General features: G+C 44.9%; 16 protein-coding genes and 1 tRNA gene. 7 read left to right on the forward strand and 10 right to left on the reverse strand.

What is annotated here, in order from left to right; translation table 11 throughout:
* Positions 1-44: 44 nt before the first annotated feature.
* On the reverse strand, positions 45-1,988 hold the full coding sequence (gene rpsA, locus NF543_RS19715; RefSeq protein ID WP_257669874.1) for a 30S ribosomal protein S1: 1,944 nt from the start codon (positions 1,986-1,988) through the stop codon (positions 45-47).
* 291 nt (positions 1,989-2,279) lie between these two features.
* On the opposite strand from rpsA, the gene NF543_RS19720 reads away from it, so the two are divergent.
* Positions 2,280-3,194 (forward strand): OmpA family protein, encoded by a 915-nt coding sequence (locus tag NF543_RS19720; RefSeq protein ID WP_257669954.1) that lies wholly within the window; start codon positions 2,280-2,282, stop codon positions 3,192-3,194.
* Between the two features lie 85 nt (positions 3,195-3,279).
* On the opposite strand, the gene NF543_RS19725 is transcribed toward NF543_RS19720, so the two are convergent.
* From NF543_RS19725 to NF543_RS19745, 5 genes are all read right to left on the reverse strand, one after another.
* Positions 3,280-5,427: an ATP-binding protein gene (locus tag NF543_RS19725; RefSeq protein WP_257669873.1), complete on the reverse strand. Its 2,148-nt coding sequence runs from the start codon at positions 5,425-5,427 to the stop codon at positions 3,280-3,282.
* Between the two features lie 160 nt (positions 5,428-5,587).
* Positions 5,588-6,547: a YihY/virulence factor BrkB family protein gene (locus tag NF543_RS19730; RefSeq protein WP_257669872.1), complete on the reverse strand. Its 960-nt coding sequence runs from the start codon at positions 6,545-6,547 to the stop codon at positions 5,588-5,590.
* Positions 6,548-6,550: 3 nt separating this feature from the next.
* Complete coding sequence (locus NF543_RS19735) at positions 6,551-6,958, reverse strand: acyl-CoA thioesterase (RefSeq protein WP_257669871.1); 408 nt, start codon at positions 6,956-6,958, stop codon at positions 6,551-6,553.
* Positions 6,958-8,004 carry an endolytic transglycosylase MltG gene (gene mltG, locus NF543_RS19740; RefSeq protein WP_257669870.1) on the reverse strand — a complete coding sequence of 349 codons (1,047 nt, stop codon included), beginning with the start codon at positions 8,002-8,004 and terminating at the stop codon, positions 6,958-6,960. Before mltG ends, NF543_RS19735 begins: the two co-directional genes overlap by 1 nt.
* A gap of 195 nt (positions 8,005-8,199) precedes the next feature.
* Entirely contained in the window at positions 8,200-8,961 is a 762-nt protein-coding gene (locus tag NF543_RS19745; protein WP_257669869.1) for a PASTA domain-containing protein, read from the reverse strand.
* A 214-nt stretch (positions 8,962-9,175) separates the two neighbouring features.
* Here NF543_RS19745 and NF543_RS19750 point away from each other — a divergent pair, with 214 nt between their 5' ends.
* Both NF543_RS19750 and NF543_RS19755 read left to right on the forward strand, forming a co-directional pair.
* Complete coding sequence (locus NF543_RS19750) at positions 9,176-10,177, forward strand: D-alanine--D-alanine ligase (RefSeq protein WP_257669868.1); 1,002 nt, start codon at positions 9,176-9,178, stop codon at positions 10,175-10,177.
* A gap of 174 nt (positions 10,178-10,351) precedes the next feature.
* Positions 10,352-12,430, forward strand: a complete 2,079-nt coding sequence (locus NF543_RS19755; protein ID WP_257669867.1) for a M48 family metalloprotease — start codon at positions 10,352-10,354, stop codon at positions 12,428-12,430.
* A gap of 2 nt (positions 12,431-12,432) precedes the next feature.
* On the opposite strand, the gene NF543_RS19760 is transcribed toward NF543_RS19755, so the two are convergent.
* Positions 12,433-18,021 (reverse strand): alpha-2-macroglobulin family protein, encoded by a 5,589-nt coding sequence (locus NF543_RS19760; RefSeq protein WP_257669866.1) that lies wholly within the window; start codon positions 18,019-18,021, stop codon positions 12,433-12,435.
* Between the two features lie 113 nt (positions 18,022-18,134).
* Complete coding sequence (locus NF543_RS19765) at positions 18,135-19,058, reverse strand: helix-turn-helix transcriptional regulator (protein WP_257669865.1); 924 nt, start codon at positions 19,056-19,058, stop codon at positions 18,135-18,137.
* Between the two features lie 221 nt (positions 19,059-19,279).
* Here NF543_RS19765 and NF543_RS19770 point away from each other — a divergent pair, with 221 nt between their 5' ends.
* Positions 19,280-19,528 (forward strand): hypothetical protein, encoded by a 249-nt coding sequence (locus NF543_RS19770; protein ID WP_257669864.1) that lies wholly within the window; start codon positions 19,280-19,282, stop codon positions 19,526-19,528.
* Positions 19,529-19,543: 15 nt separating this feature from the next.
* Here NF543_RS19770 and NF543_RS19775 read toward each other — a convergent pair whose 3' ends face one another.
* On the reverse strand, positions 19,544-20,665 hold the full coding sequence (locus NF543_RS19775; RefSeq protein WP_257669863.1) for an MBL fold metallo-hydrolase: 1,122 nt from the start codon (positions 20,663-20,665) through the stop codon (positions 19,544-19,546).
* A 134-nt stretch (positions 20,666-20,799) separates the two neighbouring features.
* On the opposite strand from NF543_RS19775, the gene NF543_RS19780 reads away from it, so the two are divergent.
* The gene (locus tag NF543_RS19780) at positions 20,800-21,600 is read left to right on the forward strand and encodes a patatin-like phospholipase family protein (protein WP_257669862.1); all 801 of its coding nucleotides are present in this window, start codon (positions 20,800-20,802) and stop codon (positions 21,598-21,600) included.
* 24 nt (positions 21,601-21,624) lie between these two features.
* Here NF543_RS19780 and NF543_RS19785 read toward each other — a convergent pair whose 3' ends face one another.
* Positions 21,625-22,452, reverse strand: coding sequence for an alpha/beta fold hydrolase (locus NF543_RS19785; RefSeq protein ID WP_257669861.1), 828 nt, complete (start codon positions 22,450-22,452; stop codon positions 21,625-21,627).
* Between the two features lie 169 nt (positions 22,453-22,621).
* Between NF543_RS19785 and NF543_RS19790 the strand changes: the two genes are divergently transcribed.
* Both NF543_RS19790 and NF543_RS19795 read left to right on the forward strand, forming a co-directional pair.
* Positions 22,622-22,695 (forward strand) — tRNA-Arg (locus NF543_RS19790).
* A gap of 63 nt (positions 22,696-22,758) precedes the next feature.
* Positions 22,759-23,334 (forward strand): adenylate kinase, encoded by a 576-nt coding sequence (locus NF543_RS19795; protein ID WP_257669860.1) that lies wholly within the window; start codon positions 22,759-22,761, stop codon positions 23,332-23,334.
* Positions 23,335-23,356: the final 22 nt, after the last annotated feature.

The following is a 23,356-nucleotide window of genomic DNA, read 5'->3' on the forward strand; positions in this document are numbered from 1 at the left end:
AACGAGGGAGCATGTTATGCTATTCAGCAATGAATGATCAGTGCTTACTTTTTGGTTTTTTTGCCGCTTTCTTCGCCTTCCAATTGTTCTTTCAATTGTGCAAGGACACCCAAATCCCCTAAAGTGGATTTTTCTACGGATTCCTTCACTTTCTTCACGGCTGACGAAGCTGCCTTCGCTTCTTTCTTGCGGCTATTGAATTCTTCCATACGTGCTTCGGCTCTTTTATCTTCCCAGATTCGGGAATGAGAAATAACCAGACGTTTGTTGTCTTTGTTGAATTCAATGATTTTGAAATCAGCGATTTCATCCGCTTTCAAGACGCTACCATCTTCTTTCACACTGTGTTTGGCAGGGCAGAAACCTTCTACGCCATAAGGAAGCGCTACGATATTGCCTTTTTCACCTACTTTAATTACCGTTCCCTGATGGATGGAGTCAAGTGTGAAAATCGTCTCAAAGGTATCCCATGGGTTTTCTTCCAGTTGTTTATGCCCAAGGCTCAACTTGCGGTTTTCCTCATCGAGTTCCAATACAACTACTTCCAATTTTTCACCTACCTTGGTGAACTCATTGGGATGGTTGATTTTCTTGGACCAAGAAAGGTCGGAGATGTGGATTAATCCATCAATTCCTTCTTCAAGCTCTACAAATACACCGAAATTGGTCATGTTTTTCACCACGGCTTTTTGCTTGGATCCTATTGGATAGCGCTCCGCGATGTTTTTCCAAGGGTCAGGTGTCAGTTGTTTGATGCCGAGGCTCATCTTGCGGTCGTCGCGGTCCAACGTGAGCACTTGTGCTTCCACCTCGTCGCCCACCTTAAGGAATTCCTGCGGGCTACGCAAATTCTGCGACCATGACATTTCGGATACGTGTATCAAACCTTCCACCCCGGGGGTAATTTCGAGGAATGCACCGTAATCGGCTACGGTTACGATTTTGCCTTTTACCTTTGAACCTATTTCCAGGGAAGTATCCAATGATTCCCATGGATGTTCTGTCAGTTGTTTCAGACCCAGGGCGATACGTTTCTTCTCGTCGTCGAAATCCAGCACCACCACATTGGTAGTTTGGTCCAATGACAATACTTCTCTCGGGTGCTCAATGCGACCCCATGAAATATCTGTAATATGCAGCAAGCCGTCTACGCCGCCAAGATCGATGAACACACCGAAATCGGTGATGTTTTTGACTGTACCTTCCAGTACTTGTCCTTTTTCGAGTTTGGAAACAATTTCAGATTTTTGATTTTCTAAATCGTCCTCGATGAGTACTTTATGAGATACGACGACGTTCTTGAATTCATGGTTGATTTTTACCACCTTGAATTCCATAGTTTTACCTACATAGATGTCGTAGTCGCGTATAGGTTTAATGTCGATTTGTGATCCAGGCAAGAAAGCTTCTACACCTTTGATGTCCACAATTAAGCCACCTTTGGTACGGCTTTTTACAAAACCGTCGATGATGGTGTCATTTTCAAGCGCTTCATTGATTTCTTCCCATGATTTCTGGGTTTTGGCACGCTTGCGTGAAAGGACCAACTGTCCGTTGGCATCTTCCTGTGATTCGACGAAAACGTCTACCACATCTCCAACCTTCAAATCCGGGGTGTCACGGAATTCAGAAAGAGATACCAAACCGTCTGACTTGAAACCTATGTTCAATACGACGTCTTTGTTGTTGATGGACACGACTGTGCCCTGTACGATTTCGCCCCTGTTGACCGAGTTGAATGTACCGGCATAGAGGTCTTCCAACTTCGTGCGTTCTTCGTCACTGTAGTTGCCGAAACCTTTCTCGTCTTTTTCCCAATCAAAATCACTGTCGGGGGTGCTCCAAGTGGTCGACTTGATTTCGTCAATGAATTTCGAATCGGCTTCCGACTCGATGTCTTCCCTTTCTTTCACCAAGGTGTCCTCGGTGTCTTGAAGTTCAGCTTTTTTCGCTGCTAGTTCCTTTTCTGCTTCTTGTTTTTTTGCCATTAATTAATTTGTCTCCTTTTCCTGATTTTTATCAGGACTGCAAAGATACAAAAAACTTTTATTTAGGGAGTTATTATTTTATTTTGTTGCCCGGTTATCAACCTTATTGCATGTAATTATTCCTGAGGAGCGGAGCTTATTTTTCGCTCCCCAACCCCATCACTGGCGGTGTTACCGCCCTCCTACGATCGTTTTCAGGATGAGATTCGGGCGACGAAACATTTTTGGCATCAAGTTGGCATAACATAAGGGAAAGAATAGAAAATGAAAGGAGAACATGTTATGAAACGAATGCCAATATACGTAGGAATGGCCATCATGGCTATGGTATTGCTGTTGTCCGGATGCGTGAGCAACAAGAAGTACCAGTCGCTGCAGGCAAGTTACGATGAAATGCGTAACAAGGAACAGGAGCTGAACAAGCGCTATCAGGATGCGCAGCAGCAACTTACTTCCGCGAATACCCAGGTGAAAAGCCTGGAAGACCAGATAGCTTCGGAGCGTGCCAACGTAAAAGCTTTGCAAGAAGCGCTTAACCAATGCCTTGCCTCAACCAATCAGGGGAACGTGAATATTTCCAAACTGGTAGACGAGATCAATGCTTCCAACCGATATATCCAGCACTTGGTAAATACCAAAAACAAAAGCGACTCACTCAATATGGTGTTGACCAACAGACTGACCCGTTCGCTGAGTCGGGAAGAGATGCAGGACGTAGATGTGCAGGTATTAAAAGGTGTGGTTTATATCTCCCTTTCGGATAATATGCTGTATAAGTCCGGAAGTTATGAAATCTCCGAAAAGGCAGGGGAAACACTTAGCAAAATCGCCAAGATCATCATGGATTATAAAGACTACGATGTGCTGGTGGAAGGTAATACGGACAATGTGCCTATTTCACAAACGAACATCCGCAACAACTGGGATTTAAGTGCATTGCGCGGTTCATCTGTTGTACAGGCCTTACAAAACGACTACGGTGTGAACCCCAAGCGCCTTACTGCGGGCGGACGAGGCGAATACAATCCAGTGGCCAGTAATGATACGGAAAGCGGAAAAACACGTAACCGTCGTACCCAAATCATCATAACGCCGAAGCTTGACCAGTTCATGGAGCTGATCGACAAGGCGCCTGAAAACAGTGCCGCGCCGGATACGAGCTCGACACCTACCGATAGTACGTTGGTGCTCCCTATCCAACAATAACGATAGGATTCTCTAAATTAATTTGATAGCGAAACCTCATTGTTTTTTCAGCGTGTAAACCGATGAGGTTTCCCCTCATCTTTTCCTAAACTTCGTAATGTTTAAGGGCGCCGAGCAATGCTTTCACCAACTCGCTTTCCGTGAAGGGCTTTTCAATATAACCGTCAAAAGTAATCGCGTTTCCTTGTTCTTTCGGCTGGCCTAAGGTGGCGAAATCGGCTGATATGGCCAATATCTTGACCTGTTGGTAATCTTGGCGGGATCGAATGTTTTGCAGCAATTGATCGCCTCGCATATCAGGCATGTTGATATCAGTAATGACAATATCAAAGGCATGCTGCTCCAACACTTGCAGCGCATCTTTCCCACTATTTACGGTATGGATACGCTTGAACCCTGTGAAAAACTGCTTCATGTAGAGAATGTTGATGGGATTGTCATCCACGATCAGAATGCCCAGATCCTTGGAAAGATCCGAGAGCCTTGGTGTCCGTTGTTCACGTGCCTTCACCATGGTCTTTTCGAAGGGGATATCCATATAAAAAGTCGATCCCTTACCAAGTTTACTTCTAAAATTGATCTTTCCGCCAAGCTCTTCAGCCATGACTTTTGAAATGTAAAGCCCTAAACCAAAACCACCCGAATGGTTATTTACCGTGTAGTATTTCCGGAAGATTTGCCGTCTATATTGCTCGGAAATGCCTAACCCGGAATCCTCCACCTCAATATGGAGAGACTGCCAATCATTGGCCTTCAAAATGGATGCTCGGAAAACGATATCACCGCTATGAGAATATTTGATTGCGTTGCTGACAAAATTGGAAGCGATTTGCCTGACCCGGAATTCATTACTGAAAATGCCTAACTTGGGGTCGATATCGATTTCGGTTCTTATTTCCAAATCTTTAAGCTCCGCTTGGTTTTTATGAAGCGAAATGACTTCCCGGCAAGTTCGTTCAGGTGAGAAAAAATCCATCACGATACTCCCTTTATTTGAGGTTTCAAGTTTGCTGAGACTTAAGATATCGTTGATGGTACTGCTGATCACATTGATGGAATAATAAGCCGAATCAACCAGCTTTTCATCCGGATTTTTTGAGGTTGTCCTGCTTTTGAGTAGGTCGATGATTCCCAATAGGGAATTGAGCGGCGTCCGTATCTCATGGCTGATGTTGGCCAACACGCTGGTCTTCTCTTCCGCAAGTTTGGATGCATAGTCTTTTTCTTGGTATAAGCGTCGCTCATAGGACGAGGCATACCGATCGTAATAAATCAAGGACAGTATCATCAAGAGCATAAGGGAAAGTGCAAAAATCAATTGGTTTCTGAATGTTCCTGCATTTTTTCGGAAAAGCGCAAAATCAGTTTCCTCTGCAGCACGGAGCACCTTATTTTCCAATGATTTGATTTTGTACATATGGCTCTTAATATCTCCCAGTAGTTGCAAATTTCGGTTTATCAGCTGCCGTTCTTTTTGTTGGAGATCAGTAAATGCTACCTTGAGCGCATCATTGTTACTCCGCTTGGGACGTTTGGTTTTAAGTGCCCCGGAAGTCACCTTATTGGTTTGGATAACGGAAAGCTGATCAGTGTTGATGTGTTGTGCTTGTTGTCTGTTTACCACTATGGTATCATTCTTTGCGTTGAAAATCCGCTGGATTAGCCCTTGCTTTTCGCGTACAATGGTGTCGGCGGTTTTTTTGTAGAAGGTGTCCTGAAGGGACGTTCTCACGATAGATTCAGGCTCGATAGTTTGGAAATGGGACGATACCGCTGAAAAATCTTGGATTTGTGTTAGCGAGTCTTGGGTGTGGAATACGAGATATTCCACATTTCTTTTAAGCGCTATAAATTCCAGGGAAATCTGATTGCGTTCACCCACATCAAAAACCTGTTTTGCCAATGGATTGTCAGCTAATGGCAGGGATGCTAAAGAATCAACCAGGTACTTAACGGAATCGAGTTTGGTCAGGTATTGATGGTAGCTGGCTGTATCAAAATCGACGGTATACATCCGAAAGCGATTTTCTGCCTCACTAAACATGGTGAGCAGGTGGTTCAAGCTTTCAGAGCCCATTTTTTCCAGTTGGTATGCATGGACAAGCCGTTTTTCGATTCCATCATATTGGCGGTGTTGATAGATGAATATGCCTCCGATGATCAAGAACAACAAGATAAAGCTGACTAGCAATACCTTTCTAACAACCGGTGTGTTTTTTTTGTTTTTTGTCATTATAGTTGATAACGGCCTTTTGATGACAGTTGGGAATGATTGTTCTTATATAGCTATACAAAAGTGTGCCAAATTTTACAATTGACAATTGTATTTTACTAGAACGACCACTGAAAGGACCATAAAAGTGATTGCGACCTTTCGGTTTCTTTTACGCTTTTCAAGCTTTAAAAGCATTGAATGTACGGGGGCGTACAATCTTTATGCTTTGCTTGGAGAGTGCAATACTGGCATTCAGCTCAAAACCGACCAATAAAATCAAGGAGTTTAAATACAACCAGATCATGATGACAATCAAGGTGCCAATCGAACCATAAAGCTTATTATATGCACCGAAATGATTAATGTAATAGGCAAATCCCGAGAAGGTAAGTACAGCCAAAATGGTAGCTAACATCGCTCCGGGACTGAAAAACTTCCACTTCCGTGACGATGCAGGGCCAAATTTATAGAGTATGCTGACCGTCAAAAAATAGATGCCGAACAGGATAAGCCATCGGGAGGACGTGACGATAAAACGCCAGAATGCTGCGTTTACTTGGATGTTTTCCTTCAAGTATCCGATGACGTAGCCAGCCACCGAGAAGACCGTCATCCCCACAGCCAAAGCCATGATGATCATCAACGTCAAGCCGATCGCCACGAGCCGTTGGCGGCCCCAACTGCGGCTTTCCACAACAAGAGAGGCTTTATTGAAGGCGAGCATCAAGGAACTCACCCCATTGGTGGCGAAGAATGTGGCCAAAATAAAACCGACGGACAGCAAGCCACTATTTTGGTTTTTGATGATGTCCTCAAGTGTAGACTCCACGGTTAAGAAGGCATTTTCGGGCATCACCATCTCCATGAAATCGAGCAGTTGCTCCTGGAAATTTTCAATAGGGATGTATGGTATCAGCGTAAATAAAAAGATGATACCTGGAAAAATCGCGAGCATGAAATTATAAGCCAGTGAAGAGGCTTTATTGAGAATGGATTCACGGGCAATTTCCTGGAAAAAAAAAGTGGCCACCGTGTATAATGGCAATGAACCAAAACCGGGTAGTACAGCAACCTTGGTCCATTCCATGAATAGGTGATACGGTTTGAATTTCAGTAATAAGCGGTGTAGCCAGTTCATTGCTTAGTCAAAATACCTTTGCAACCGATCCATGAAATAATCAGGGGGCATGCAAGGCTTATTCCGTTTCATGTCTATAAATACCAGCTTGGTATCTCCTGTGTTGATTAAGTCGCCATCCGAATTAAACAACTCATATTCAAACTGGATTTTAATGCTGGGCTTTTTCTTCAGATATACCTTCACGGTTATTTCTTCGTCATACCTTGCCGGTTTCAGGAACTTGGAATGGAGCTCCATCACGGGCATCATAATGCCTCCCGCTTCAAACGATTTATATGACAAGCCTAAGCTGCGTAACATTTCTGCCCGGCCCACTTCATAATACGCAGCATAATTGCCGTAGTAAACATATCCCATTTGATCGGTTTCTGCATAGCGAACCCTCACTTTTGTTTCAAAGATAAACATTAACGCTTGATGTTTCGTTCGTTTAAGGCTTGCTGGAATTTACGCGCATTGACACCATGTTCGGCCTGTGTAACCGCAAAATTATGATATCCTGAAAAATCATCCTTTGCGCACATGTATAAATAGTTGTGCTGTTGATGGTTCAATACCGCATCAATAGACGCAATGCTGGGTAGCATGATGGGGCCGGGCGGGAGTCCCCTGTACAAATAGGTGTTGTATGGTGAATCTGTGCGCAAATGGCGGTACAGCACACGCCTGATCGTGAAATCATTGTTGGCAAAAATCACGGTCGGGTCGGCTTGTAACAACATGCTTTTCCGTAACCTATTGATGTATAACCCAGCAATGGTAGGCATTTCGTCAACGTGCAACGCCTCACCTTTTACGATAGATGCCAGTACACTGACTTCCTGATAGTTAAGCTGCAAGTCTGTCGCTTTTTGCTTGCGTTGATCATTCCAAAACTTTTCGTATTCCTGATGCATCCGTTCGATAAAGCCTTCCGGGGTGGTGTTCCAGTAAAATTCATAAGTGTTAGGGATGAACATGCTGAAGAAATTTTCTCCCTCGAATCCATATCGCGAAGCAAGGCTGTCATCATTCAACAGGTTGATGAACGCAATGGAATCAGGTTCGAGCTGGTTGGCAAGCAGTGCGGCCAAATTTTCCTTGAGTCGGATATTTTCGAACCGGAGTTTGACGGGGTCCTGAAAACCACCCCCCAACTTATTGATGAGTGTCCGGTTGTTCATCCCGGGTTCCAATTTGTACTTTCCGGCTTTAACCCGGTTTGGGAAATCCATCTTATTGGCTGCCCAACGGAAGGAAGTCGTATCGTCAACAAGATGCAATTCACCGATGTTGGTCATCACATCCTCAAAATCCCAATGTGAGTAAATATAGAGGTACTCCTCTTCCGACGTAACATTGGGATTGAAAAAACCTTTGTAGTATCTATAGGCGATTACCCCGCCCACCATGACCGCCAAAAGGGCAAGGCCTAGGAAGATTTTGATGTAAAGTCTTTTCTTCTTTTTTTTCATCTGTATATAATTTGTTTTTAACGGTGATGAAGCTATCAGATTTTTCACTATTGTTTCTGTTTTCAACGGTGTTCAAGAAGGCTTGAGCCGTTTATTCATTCCCCTGTGTGGTTAAATAAATCATGATGGTTCCATTTTAACCGTTTTTGATATGTACCGCTGTCTTTCAAGTCATCACCTCCCGGTAGCAACAACCTATTCTTCGTTGGCGAGCGCGATATTTACACGGGTACCAATACTGACTTTGGCATCCTCCGGTGTAGGTGTTTGTGAAACCACCACAGTGCTAAGGCTATCTGTCACCGGCCCCATATAATTGACCGATCCCAAGGTCAATGAGGCTCCTTGGAGCGCAAAGCGTACTTCAGTCAAGGTAAGTCCGGTCAAATCAGGTATCTGTACTTCATTTGCGCCTCTACCATCACCCAATACGAGGTCCACGATCGAACCTTTGGGGATCGGGCGGCCTGCATTGAGTCGTTCGCCACCGAATTTCACATCCAATACCATATCGCGTGCGATATCCGGAATATAAGTAGTGTCACCCAATTTGAGGCCATAGCTACCCAATGTGGCCCGTGCCTCCACAAAAGTTTTCTCAACCAAATCTGGAAAGGCCACTTCGGGCGCATTGCGGGTGATGATGGTGAGATAAAGTGTCCGGTTTTTTTTCACCTTGGTATTGGGATCCGGATCCTGTTCGATAACCAACCCCGGTCGTGCGTCCATTTGATACACGGAGTCCAGGTTATATTCAAAGCCTTGGGATTGCAGTTTCTTTATGGCTTCATCAACAAGGATTCCTTTAAGTTCAGGAACGAGTACGGATTCGTTGTGGCGTGTGTATTGGCGGAGGCTGAAAAAAATGATCAGAAAGAAGACGGTCAAGCCGATAAGTGCACCAATAAGATTTTTTCTGAATGTTTCTGTCTTAAGGTATTGGAAAAATTTCACCATGTTGGATCGTGTAATGTAGGCACTATGCACCATTTAGCACATTGTTCAGCGCTATTCATGCCACAGTTTATGCCTTGTAAATAAAACGAAATATACGGAGCAAAATTATTCGTTTTTCTGTGCATAGCAAATTATATTTAATCTATAACTTGCTTTGTATGCTACTTGCATATCAAAACAAGTTTATCTAAGTTTGCGCAACTTAACGTAGCCCATGAACGCAAAAATAGCATTAATTACTGGGGGATATACCGCCGAATCCGAAGTTTCGTTGAAAAGTGCACAATTCGTGTACCAACAGTTGGATAAATCTACGTACGATGTTTATCAAATCGTCGTCACACTGGATAGCTGGTTCCATATTGCAGCGGATGGTGTCAAGCACAAGATCAACCGGGATAATTTCACGCTTGAATTGGATAACCAGACCATCCACTTTGATTTAGCCTTTATCATCTTGCATGGGTCTCCGGGTGAAGATGGCCGTTTGCAAGGGTATTTTGACATGGTGGGGCTGCCTTATACTTCATGTGATGCCCTTACCTCGGCGTTGACGATGAACAAGGCTTATACTAAGGCTGTGTTGGCCGGTATCCCTGATCTGCACCTTGCCAAATCGGTTCAGGTATTCGATGCCCAGCGTGAAGAGGCTGTAGATATGGTGCGCCGTGAGCTGTCGTTACCTTATTTCGTGAAGCCTAATGCGGGTGGAAGCAGTATAGGGATGACTAAGGTAAAGGACGATGGCGAGTTGGCTGAAGCCATCGAAAAGGCATTTAATGCCGAAAATACAGGCAAACAGGTTATTGTTGAGGAATTTGTGGAAGGCAGGGAGTTTTCTATAGGGGTATACCGGCGTATGGATGGATTATTCGTATTGCCCGCATCCGAAGTGATTACTGAACGGGAATTTTTCGATTTTGAGGCTAAGTATGTGCCTGGCCTGACCAATGAAGTCACCCCAGCTGCCTTGACACTGGAACAACGATCGAGGGTGGAAAAGCTGGTGAAAGCCATCTATATCCGTCTTAACTGTAAGGGAATGGTGCGTGTCGATTTCTTCCTTGAACGGGAAACGGACAAATTCTATTTTATTGAAATCAACACCATTCCCGGCCAGACGGCGCAAAGTTTTATTCCGCAGCAGGTCCGGGCAGCAGGAATGACGGAAACCGAATTCTATGGTGAATTAATCGAACAGGCGTTAAAAGCATAAGCTCAAAAAAAGTTTTTTTATTTTTTTTCATTTTTATTTTGCTATTTTTCCTTAGGGTTTCTATTTTTATCGCCGATAACGATTTGCCACTTCCCTAAGTTGAACAGGTAGGTGATAAGTCTAACCACTTATAGGAACCTATACATTCGATAAATATAAGGGAAGGTAGAAAATATGCAACCCAAATCAATTGCAGTATCCGCTGATTTCAAAGGCAAGGTTACCAACGTCATCTTTTCGTTGGTGCTATTCATGTTGACCTATTTATTATTGATAGGGTTGACCATGGGGTTGACCATCCTATGTGCCTATGCTGGTGTGATGTTGGTTGTGCTGAAACCTGCTTTCTACACATTTATGGTTGGGGCTGGTTTAATCAGTATGGGAATATTGGTGCTGATTTTCCTCTTGAAGTTTATCTTAAAAAGACATACAATAAACCGCACGCATTTGGTGCAGGTTACCAGGGAAACAGCGCCTGAACTGTTTGGTTTCATTTCGGAGATCGTGAAAGAAGTGAAAACTACATTTCCAAAGCGGATCTACCTCTCATCGGACGTCAATGCCTCGGTTTTTTATGATTCGAGCTTTTGGAGCATGTTTTTCCCTGTTAGGAAAAACCTTCAAATAGGTATTGGGTTAGTAAATGCGGTATCGTTGCTTGAATTTAAGGCTATATTGGCGCATGAGTTTGGGCATTTCTCTCAGAAAAGCATGAAAGTGGGAAGTTATGTTTATCATGTAAACCAGATCATCTACAACCTGCTCTACGAAAATGAGTCATACGAATCATTAGTTGCCAAATGGGCAAAGATGAGTGGCTTCCTATCCATATTCGTAAGCTTTGCGGTAAAGCTTGTCCAAGGAATCCAATGGATATTGCGAAAGAATTATTCATCGATCAACCTCACCCATATGGGGTTATCGCGGGAAATGGAGTTTCATGCAGACGAGGTGGCCGCAAGCGTAGCGGGTTCACAGCCGCTCATTGCCTCGTTGCTCCGGTTGGAATTGGCCAATTACGCATTGGATGGTGTGGTGGCTTATTATAATGATCGAATAACGGATGCGGTGGTCACACATAATGTTTATCCCCAGCAGAAGTGGCTCATGAATTTTCTAGCCACTAAAAGCAATTTACCTGTCGAGCATGGATTCCCTCAAGTGACCCTTGCCCAAGTGAAGCGATATAATAAGTCTAAGCTGATTATCGTCAACCAATGGGCATCACACCCAAGTATGGAAGAACGGGTGGTGGCATTGAATCGGCTCAATATTATAAAGGAGAATGAAACTTATACGCCGGCCGGCATGGTTTTTCGTGACATGAAAGCGATACAGCGAATAATCACTACGCACCTGTTTTCCACGATCAACTTCCCAGAAACGGTAAGCCATGAAGGTAAAAAGGAATTTATTGCGGCCTATGTAAGACGGTCCAAAGCAAATGCTTCCCATCAAATTTTCAATGGTTATTATGATAATAAAAGCCCAGGTGTGATCGCTATGGAGCAGGTTTCATCAGCTGATATGAAAGATGGTGAAGTGACGTTGGCCGATTTATTTGGGGATGATAAAGTGGATTTGATTTATTCTTCTATTGCAATTGAAAATGATCGAAATGCGTTAATGGAATTAGTTGAAGGGACGCATCAGATCCAGTCGTTCGATTATGATGGTGTGAAATATGATGCGAAAGATTGCCGCAAGGTAATTGATTGGTTAGAAAAGGAATTATTGGAATCGAGGAGGCACATCATCAATAACGATCGCCAAATTTACAGCTTATTCTTGCGGTTAGCGACAGCGCTGAATAAAAAAAATGCATACGTTTCTGCCTACCAATCGTTTCAAAAGCAGGATATGGAGTATGAACAAAGGTATGGTGCATACACGGATATGCTACAGGCCACCCATTTCATGCAATATAACTTGCCCGTTGCGGAAATAACCCGAAAAATTAATGAGCTTAAGCAAGTTGAAAAAACGTTGAAAGTTTATATCGCCGATCTGATGGGACAAGTCACGTATCAAAAAGTGCTGACAGCGCAAGCCAAGGAACATTTCCATGAATACCTATCGAATGACTGGTTATATTTCAATGGGAATGAATATGACAGCTATGCAATTGACGTGATGTACAATGCCATACAGCATTATCCCGAATTGGTATCCGATGCGTATTTTATGGCAAAAAAGACCTTGCTCGACTTCAAGGCCCATTTACTTCAAACCAAAAGCGCACTTATTTAATTTTACTCTTCCACCACTTGTACCCATTGGCCAGATGTGATGGCTTGTATCCGATTGTCATACATGGCCTCAGCACTTACGGCAGGCAAGAAATACCGCCCTATATAGGAGGCGTTGAGCAATACCCGGTAGGTAAGCGTTTCTTGTTGCTTGATGTTGAAGTAGGTGAGTACCCGGTCATCGCGAATATCTTGATAAGTTGCAGGAGAGGAACGAAGTGCAGCCCCATTATCGCTGAGCCTCGTATTGATGATTTCCCAACCCGAGGGGAATATTTGAGCCAAGGCGATATGTTCATACATCCCCATACTCCCGGTATTTTTAAGCGTCACCTCGGCAACCAAATCCGTGCCTTGTGCCAATGTCACAGGGTTTATTCCCTCGCCTTTACCATTGGTGTATCGCACGTTCATGGTCAGTAGTTCCGGATTATTGTTCATTGGTGGGTTTTCACCGGTCGGCAACTGTCCCTCCCGTACAAGGCGAATATACAGCTTATTCTTGCCAGTATTTTGGATGTTTAGCTGATTGCTTGGATTACTCATATCAATGGGGATGCGGTACAGGTAAGTGTTTACTGTTACCTCGTTCGACTTACCATTGAGTGTATATGAGAAGTTATTTTTGCTTTGTGCATTGTCGCCAAACTTAGCGATAGCAAGTAAGGCGTAGGCAGTAGTCTGCGTGCTGTACCAACTATCGTTGCCCAGTCCGGTGGCGACGGAAAGCAACAGCCGCTCGGCATCCTTTTGGCGCCCCATCAAATCCACTGTCTCCAATATCATGGCACGGTCGCGCAACGCAGAGCCAAACGTATATCCCGCATTTTCATAAGGCTTCACTTCGGTGGATCGTGTTTTCACCAGTTGATTGGCCACGATACCTTGCCCAGCCAGCTGATAGGCAGCGGCAAGTCGCCATGCGGCCTCATCCGATAGGTATTGGAATTCCTTAAGCCGGTTCATTGCGCCCATTTCGGGAGCCTTGGCAAGTGCAAGTAGGTACAAGCGATAGGCTTGTATCAAGTCGCCACCTCGCCAGTTATACCGGCTGGGAGCCCAATTTTGCGCCATGTTCCGTTGATAGCGTATCCATCCATCCAGGAACCCTGTAGGTAGGGTATAGCCTTTGGCTTGTGCTTCGAGCAAGAAATGGCCGACATAGTTGGTGCCCCATTCATTAGCGTCTCTGGCACCAGGCCAATAACCCAATCCGCCGTTAGGCAACTGGTAGCTTCGGAGACGGTTAATGCCAGCCTTGATGTTACGGTCCATGGATGCCTTTTGCTGTTCGGTCAGTTCTACCAGTTTATCGAGCATCAATTGCGGAAATACACTTGATGTTACTTGTTCAAGACAACCATAAGGGTAACGGATAAGGTAGCCAAGTCGTTTGCTCAGGTTAATGGGGGGTAGGGAGGATATTTCTACCATGGCAGTATTGCCATTGCCAGGTCCAAGCGGTTTGATTTCCTGTTGCCAGGTGGCCCCACCGTTGATTTCGGCTTTGTCTACTGAGGTGATGAAAGGGTTGGGATTGCGAATATCGATTTCGACTTCATATACGGCAGTTTCGTTACCGCTTTTGGCTATGGCTTTCACCTTCCCCACGCCGGTATTATTGCCAGCCGTGATGGTCGCGTATGCCATCTGCTCACCTTGTTGAGTAAAAGCCAAGGTTTGCTTCCCATGTTGCACAGCTAGTCCTCCCGATGCGCTCACCTCAAGGCTTACTTGTTTAATGTGGTTTTCCATGGCAAAGACGGTGAGCGGCAGCTTGAACGTCTCGCTCGGACCAATGACCCTGGGCAAGGTAGCTAATAGCATCAGGGGTTTCTTCACAGCTACGGCTTTCTCGGCAAAGCCATATGCACCATCTTGTCCAGCGATAACCATAGCACGAACCGAACCAATATATTGAGGTAGGGTAAAGTCATGTGTATTTTTCCCTCCTTTGCGTAAGGTGAATGGCCCCAGGAATTTGACCACGGGTTGGAAACGGTTGGCCTTGGCGGGATTCACATTGCGGTCGATTTCGCCGTCGCCCCCAATGCTGAGGATACGTTCTAGATCGCCACCCCAAGCACCAAGCACTTGATCGAAAAGGTCCCATGATTTGACGCCTAGTGCTTCACGAGCATAGAAACTGGCATGCGGATCGGGTGTCTCGAAACGTGTAAGGTCGAGCAAGCCCTCGTCTACGATGGCGATGGTATACGTCATGGCTTTACCGCCGGATTCGGATACCGTGATGCTAGATTTGGTTTCGGGACGCAGTGTCTCGGCTATGCCAATTTGCGGCTTAAGGATGGTTGTCGGGTTTTCAACGATGAGCGGTATCACGCCATACATGCGGATAGGTAGGTCGTTAGCCGTTTGTTCGTGCGGCTGCAGCAACGTCACGTTCACAAACACATTTGGCGCCATATTTTCTTCCACGTTGAATTTATAGGTAGTTTGTCCCTGATCAGTGTCTATCCACCAACTTTTGAGCACGCGGCTGCCATTTTCGATGCTTATAAGCCCGCGGCCACCCGCAGAGGAAGGGATGGTCAACGTTACTTCTTCTCCCACTTTATAAGTTTCTTTATCAGCCGTAAAAGAAAGCATGGAAGCTTCCGTCGGGTTGTTTTGTTGTTCACGCTGTGCCCATCCGGGCCAATCGACATATAGCGTTTTACCAGCGGAATGGCCACTTTCGAGATCGACTATACGGACGAGATAACGCCCCCAATCAGGGTAATTCACGCGGATGTTCCACTTGCCAGTACCATTGTTGAGTGTGATGGTTTCTTTTTTGAGCAATTGGTTGTATTTGTCTTGGGTGAAGTTGCCTAGGTATTCCCCCTCTTGGTTCCACCACCACCGCCAGCGAATTTTATAAAACTCTAACTGCACGCGCCTGTTTCCAGCTATTTTCTTGCCGGCAGCATCCACGTCTACGATCGTTACCTCATGGTCCTTGTCGGTGAGTAATAAACCGGAGAGCCGGTCGCCCTGTGGCGTGCTGAGCCCTACGTAACTGTTATAAGGGCTATAAGGCATGCTTATGTTATCAATACTAAAATTGCCTCCAGGCTCAAATACGCGGGTCGTGAAATTGGCACGCAGCATGCCGGGGGCATTATTGGTGGCGGCAATATCGTCAGCAAACGAAGCTTTACCTTGTCCATCCAATGTGCCATCAAAGAGGACTTGGCTTTCTGTTGCAAAGCTACGTGTGGGGTCATCAAATGTATATTGCTTGAAATCAGGAAATGCGGTTTTCACGGGTGATACCGTAGCCTCTACACGGGCCTTGAGGTTTTGAACGTCGGCGCCGAAGAGCCATCTCGCCGACAAATCTATCGGGGCGGTACTACCTTTGCCTAGTGTCTTGCGGCCGCCGAAATCGAGGGTTATCCGGAGACGGTTCGGCATAACGGTTTCTACCTTCAGTGTCTTTTGAAATACGGCTCCACCCACGCTTACCTTAGCCAACCAGTTTCCTGTAGGGGCCGTGGTTTCCGTATAGGTCTTGAAGGTATAAAAGCCGTTGGTGTGTTTGGATTCGACCAAGCGTTTACTCAATTGACCCTTGGGATTGTACAATTCAAAGGTGACTGGATGGTTTTCCGGGAGATTGGCTGATTGGTCCTCCATAATGAATCCCATAAAAAGCGAATCCCCAGGTCGCCACACACCACGTTCACCATATATGAAGCCCTTAATGCCCTTCTGCACCACGTCGCCACCTACATCAAACCGGCCCAACGGCAAGGCGGAACCATCGTCCAACTTAAGGTATCCACGTTCTTCGTTTTTGGCTGCCAGGAGCATGAAGGGTTTTCGGGGTACCTCGAATTCGGCGAAGCCTTCACCGTTGGTAGTGGCCGATTGGATTACCTGTTGTTGATAATCCAACACCTTTACTTCTACACCCTCCATAGGCTGGGCCGTGAGGATACTGGTGGCCACGATGGTTATGCTATTGTCGTTGCCCCGCTTGGCAACGAGGCCGATGTTGGAAGCCAACATGTCACGGCTGGCCCAGCGCTCAGTGGTGTAATAGGAGCTGTGGCAAGGGTCATCGCGTTCGTCCCAATCGTAGTCATAGGGATAGTAATTGTTGTATCTTGCCCAAAATTCATCATCTTCATCAATATCGTCACTGTAATAATAGCCGCCTTGGTTGGCTTCCGCTTCCTCGATTTCGCGGGTATCGCTACCGTTGCATGGATATACGGAATAGCTGTGGCGAAAACCAATAACTATGCGATAGATGGCACCGGGTTCCGTTTTCAGGAGCTGGTCGATATCGAGTGAAAAGCGATTTTTACGCCGCAGATTGACACTTTTGTCGGTGTCTAGGGCAATGGTTTTCTGTACCACAGGCCTAGCTACCCGGCGCAATTCATCTTTGCTATCATAGGTGTTTTGGAAATATTGGGGGATGTTGTTTTCGAAGATTTTCACGATCGTGACGTCCACGGCCCGCAAGTTGACGGCTTCAAAGGGCATGGTGAGTTTGCCCGACCCTGGCAAAATCGTACCTTTTCCGGGTATGCTTACCGATGGCAATCGGTTTTCAAAGTTTACATTAGCTGAATATGTGGAGGTGATTTTTTGGGAATTGATATTTTCCACACCCTCATTTATGGCGATGGCATAGCTGCCTTCAAGCCTATCCGGTGCATATACCTTCACTTCGCTGCCATCAATCGTATACCGGACATCGTTTATTTCGCTGATGCCAATGAGGCCATCAAGGTGCTGTGCCACTAATATCGGATCCGAAAATTGGACAAGTACATATTGCTCGGGCTCATGGACGGCACGGATATCCAATACCTTGAATGAGCCGGTTTGTGGTACCTCAAACTCCTTTTGATCTTTCTTTTTGGAGGCGATCGGGGCTCCGTCCCATTGTAACGTGAGTTTTCCGGGTTGTTTCCCTCTTGTGAGGGAATCGACAGAGAATGTAGAAACACGGGTTTGGCCATTGTGCTCCCATTTAATGGGCATCGCTTTGCCGGAGTAGGTAACGGCCAATAGCTGCTCGATTTGTTCAGGTTGTTCGATGTCTGCAAGGAAGACACTACCACTGAACTTCATACGGTCCATCGCATTGTTGTTTTGAGCTTTCAGCCCATCAATTTCCACGCTATAAGAGGGTTCGATTACCTTAAAATTAAATGCGAAGATATTCAGTTCGTTACTTACTTTGGTCACTTGACCTAAATCAAACTGCACATGATATTCCTGTCCGGGCTTGAACTGCTCATCGGGCACGAATTCCACGGTACGGGCATCTGTCCAATATGTTTTTCCTTTTACGGAAGGGCTGATACTGAAAAGCTTGCGGCTTTCTTCTTGGTTGGTTTGCTGAACTGAATTCACTTGCGAAGCGAGGCGTATACGCACGGTACCTTCACGCGAAATCACACCTGTGGTATAGCCTTCGATGTATTTTGCAAACGCTGTATTATCCGCATTTACAGATTTCGCTTGGCTGTATTTCCAAATGGCAAATGCGACAACAGCAATTATAAGAACCCCCACAGCTGCAATGATTGCAATTCTGCGCGGGGAGAGATTCATAGCCTTTTCCATGGTTTAATAAGGTTTTTCTAGCACGAATGTACGGAAATTTTAAGCGGATATTTCTAAATATAGGAGCGGAGAATAAAAATAGCGGTTTTCAGGGATGTCAACCTCACGGGGCATTAGGCTTTTAGCTTGCTGGGTACATACCCGAAATGTCTTTTGAATGCCTTGGTGAAATTGTAGGGTTCACTATAGCCCAACGTGTAAGCTATTTCGAATACGCTATAAGATGTGTCGAGCAATAGCTTGCGGGCATATTGCATACGCAGCTTGGAAAGGTATTCAAAAACAGTGGTGCCAAAAAGTTCCTTGAACCCCTTTTTGAGCTTGAAATCGTTTAACCCTGTTTCCTGGCATATTCGTCTCATGTTTAATGGTTCAAGTATGTTCATTTCAATGAACTCTTTGGCCATATGCAGGCGCATCTCGTCTTGTGTAGATAAGCTTTGCACTTTGGCGCCATCGAACGTTTCCGCTTGTATGGCCTGTATTAGGAAAAGTTCAGCGATTTTCGACTCGTAAAATAGTTTTTTCATTTCGCCAGTGTACGTGCAATGCTGCAGCTCATGGATCAACATTTTCTGCTGGGGCGTGATGGGTAGTGGTACAGGGGCAATGTCTGCCTCCTCATTCCGATCCACTTTTTCCCAAAACCGTTGCAGGCAGCCAAGGTCGTTGACCATCAAACGTTTGAAATGATATTCGCTCATGCTTACTCCGAAATTACTTATCCGTTCGCCCTTCACTGAATAAATCCCTTCGAAATAAGGCGCAAAACTAAGGATATGTTGGTTTCCCTTAAGTTCATACACTTTTGGGCAATGTTTTTCTTTTGCTTGGCAGGTACCTTCTATTGAAAAATACATAGTGAGTATAGGCTCCGTATGGCAATCAGTCATCGAAAGCCGTTGCCGTTTTTTGCTGCTTGCCGAAAAGACGTCCAATCCATCATGAGACAAATGGATCGTAGCGGAGATATCATTGGGGTTTTCAATGCTCAAGCTTTGCAGATTTTCGAAGGGGAGATATTGGTGAATGTCCATGTTTTATGGTTATTGCTCATCCGGCGTTTGTGGTCCAAAAATAATTTTTTATTACCATATTGCCTAATGATTATTCCTGCTAAAGTACTTATTTGACACGTAATCAACATGTTGATTTTTTTGGAAGGTTTTTAATCCGCCTTGCACAGGATGCTATTGAATAGAATTTTTCATTTTTGAAGACTGCAATCAAATGCTTCTTAACGTTTTTATTTATGGATATGGAAAGTGTTTATATGCAACCTTCTTTGGATGGCAAATTATTGGTTACAATCTATCGGACCAATGTGATTGAACAGGAGCAAGCGCAAGCCATATTGGACAGGCTTACCTTGAGGTTTCCAGATTGCCAGTTCAGTTTCGACCTTCGGGACAGTGACCATGTGTTCAGGATGGAATCATCCACAGACATTGATGAGGAAGTCGTGCGCTTATTCCGGAAACAAGGCTTCCAATGTGAAGTATTATGACCGTTATGGTGGAGGTCAATTCAATCCTTCCCACCAGCGTGAATACACTTGTATGCTGTCTTTTAGCAGTACGGGTTGGCCTATCAAGGGCGTTAGCAACTTCAAGTTGAATGTTTCGTTTGCTTCGCTGATTCTTATCCATGGATCATCCCATGAATGCAGGGCCAGCGCAAATTTGGACGAATGCACGGGCAATATCCGCTTGGCTTGTAAATCCATCGCAGCTTGCAACACCTCTTTGGGTAGGGCATGGATGTATTTCCATTGGGTATTATACTGTCCATTTTCCAAAATGGCAAGATCGAATCCCCCGAATTTTTCGCCAATTTGAGCAAAATGCGTGTCGTAACCGCTGTCGCCACCGATGAATATGCGCATGGAAGGGGTTTGCAATGCGTACGAGGCCCACAGTGTCAGGTTGCGGCGGAAACCACGGCCGGAGAAATGGCGAGCAGGTAGCGCATGGACACTGAATCCGTTGTCCAAGTCTGCGGATTCGTACCAATCAAATTCGATGATTTTTTCAGGTGGATAACCCCAATATTCCAAATGGGCAGCTACCCCCAACGCACAAATCACTTTTTTTACCCTTGGTTCAAGTTTTTTTACGGTTTGGTAATCCAAGTGGTCCCAGTGGTCATGCGTGATGAAGAGGTAATCTATTTCGGGGATATCTTCTGTTTTATACACATCGGAGCCCGGGAAGCTTCTGATGGCAAAGGACAAAGGTGATGCGGAACCGCTAAATACGGGGTCCACCAAAATCCGCTTACCATCAATTTGCATGAAGTAGGAAGAATGGCCAAACCATACCAAGATTTCTTCGTGCTTAGGGAGGGATAGCAAATTTGTTTTCTCATGTGGCACGCTATCTGTGGGAATTAATCTTGGTGTACGGTTATAGATGAATTTCCACAATACAGTAAAGAAATTGGCCCCTTCAGTTAGATCGGGGGTATGGCTAAGGTTCTGGAAGCTTCCGTTTTTGTAATTGGGCGATTCCTTGATGCGTTCCAAACGCTCGCCGGATGGCACTTTCCCAAATTTAGGTTGTTGAATATAGATGAGTACGGTAAGCGTGAAAACAGCTAAGATGAAAATAAGGATCATTAGTATTTTTTTGATAGTTTGCTTCATGTCATGATCAGGAATGTGGCGAAGTAGTTAAAACTACCACATAAAAACAATAATCCAATACGTCCACCTGATTTTTACAATATCTTGACTACATTTGGACGTGGGAAAACCTAATTGAGGCTTAAATGACTGGGATGAACATATCATTGGTATTATCAAGCGGCGGCGCCCGCGGTCTTACACATATTGGAGCCATAGAAGCGTTGGAAGCCAATGGTTTTTGCATCACATCAATTGCCGGATCATCCATCGGTACCTTAGTAGGTGGGATTTATGCCATGGGCAAGCTCCCCGAATTCAAGGAATGGCTGCTTACGCTGCGGGCCAGGGATGTGTTCAGCTTAATGGATTTTACCTGGAATGGCGCGGGTGTAATGAAAGGAGAAAAAGTGCTCAATAAACTTAAAACCTTTATGCCAGACGTTCGTATTGAAGATCTGCCCATCCCATTTGCCGCGGTCACCACGGACATCATGCATGACGAGGAAGTGGTGTTTACCCAAGGAAGTTTTTATGAAGCAGTAAGGGCTTCCATTGCTATTCCAGCAATATTTACCCCTGTAAAATACAAAGATAATATTTTGATTGATGGAGGAGTCCTCAACCCGTTGCCCATCAATCATGTGAAACGGACAACTGGTGATCTATTGGTGGTGGTCAATCTCAATGGGCGGTACCCAGCTCCGGAAATGCAAGGAAATAAAGGCAATTATTCAGGTTATATTTCCCTTTTGCAACAGGCTTATTTTTCCATGAGATGCCAGCTTGCGCGAATGGCTATCCAACATTACCATCCTGATATCATAGTTGATATCCCTCGTAATATTACTGGGGTGTGGGATTATCACAAGGCCGGTTATTTGATCGAATCGGGCAAGGAACTAGCACAGCAAGGCATTGATGCTTACCAACAGCGGTTGAAGATGTTGGGATGATGAGCAGGGACCGCTCGAAGGGCATTATACCCGGCTTAGAAAAGCACTCATTTCCCGATTGAAATGTTCGGCATCCTCCAGATTAGGTAGGTGCCCACATTCAGGGATTTCCACATATTTTGCATCAGGTATGTTCGTCACCAGGATATCAGATTGTTCCTTTGTGGTGAGGTTGTCTTCCGCTCCTCTGATGACCAATGAAGGGACGGATATGGCTTTCAAACTATCGGTAGTATCCGTCCGGGAGGCCAGTGCCAGTAAGGTAGCACAGATACCGCTTTCCGTATTTCTCCGTATGCTGCTTTTAATTAAGTCTATAGCCTCTTCGTTTTCGGCCAAGCTTTTTTTGGAAAATACGTTGTTCACAAAGCCGATGGAAAATACCCGTTTCCCATTTTTGAGAACGGATTGTATACTATCAAATCGTTTTATTTTGGCGGCATTGTTGTCTGCCACAGAGTTAGTGTCGCTCAATATTAAGCCTGAAAACGAATCAGGCTGGATTTGGTAGGCACGCAATGCGATGTATCCCCCCATGGATATACCGCAAAGCACGGTCTTATCTATATTCAGTTTCCGCAGGAAAACCAATAAATCCTTCGCAAAAACATCCACGCTGAAAAAACCATGTCCCATCGTGCTGTTGCCATGTCCCCTCACGTCTATGGCCACACCAGTAATTTGGGGTGGCAAAGATTCCAACTGGGGTATCCACATGTTTTTATTGAATGGGAATCCATGGATGAATACAACCGTCTTTTTTGGCTTGGTTGCTTCTCTGATTAAATAACTTACGCTGATGTCTCCGATGCGGATTCGTTTTCTTTTGATTAGGCTCTTATTATACTCCATATTATTCCATAACAATAAAAAGATAGATTAGTTTGGGCGTGTCCCATCGTCTATAAAAGTAGTCATATGAGGACAGTATTCCAAGTCAGTTCTATCAATCCCCGATTTTTTCCAAAAATATTTCCGTTATATCAATCAGATTTCTATCTTTGCAGACCGATTCGGAAAAGCGCTTGTAGCTTAATTGGATAGAGCACCTGACTACGGATCAGGAGGTTAGGGGTTCGACTCCCTTCAAGCGCACATGTTACATCCATATAGCCTAATCAATGTATCGATTAGGCTATTATTTTTCACGCTTATACTATGCTAAACCTTGTTTTGTTTGGCCCTCCGGGAGCAGGGAAAGGTACCCAATCGCAAAAACTTATTGACCATTATCAGTTGGTTCATATTTCAACGGGCGATTTGTTCCGTGGGCATATCAGCAACCAGACTGAACTGGGACAACAGGTGAGCAAGTTGATCGCCGATGGCGAATTGGTGCCCGACTCTATTACCATTGCCATGCTGGAGGAGGAAATCAATAAGAACCGAGGAGCGAAAGGCTTCATCTTCGATGGTTTTCCCCGTACCGTAGCGCAAGCTCAGGCGCTGGACGATTTTTTGGAATCAAAGCGCAGTAATATTACAGGTGTGATTGCGCTCGATGTTACGGAAGAGGAATTGACTACACGTATTGCCAAACGCAAAGCCATCAGCAACCGTGCTGACGATGATAGCGAAAAATTGAAAAAGCGTATTGAGGAATATTTTAACAAAACCATCCACGTACTTCCTTACTATGAGGAGCAAGGTAAGCTCACCAAAGTCAATGGCATCGGGGATATTGAAGATATTTTTGCGCAAATTAGGCAGATTGTTGATCGTTTGACTAGTTGAAACTGTGCTGACAGCCGAAAGC

Origin of the sequence: Parapedobacter tibetensis (genome assembly GCF_024704835.1) — a bacterium.
Lineage (GTDB): Bacteria > Bacteroidota > Bacteroidia > Sphingobacteriales > Sphingobacteriaceae > Parapedobacter > Parapedobacter tibetensis.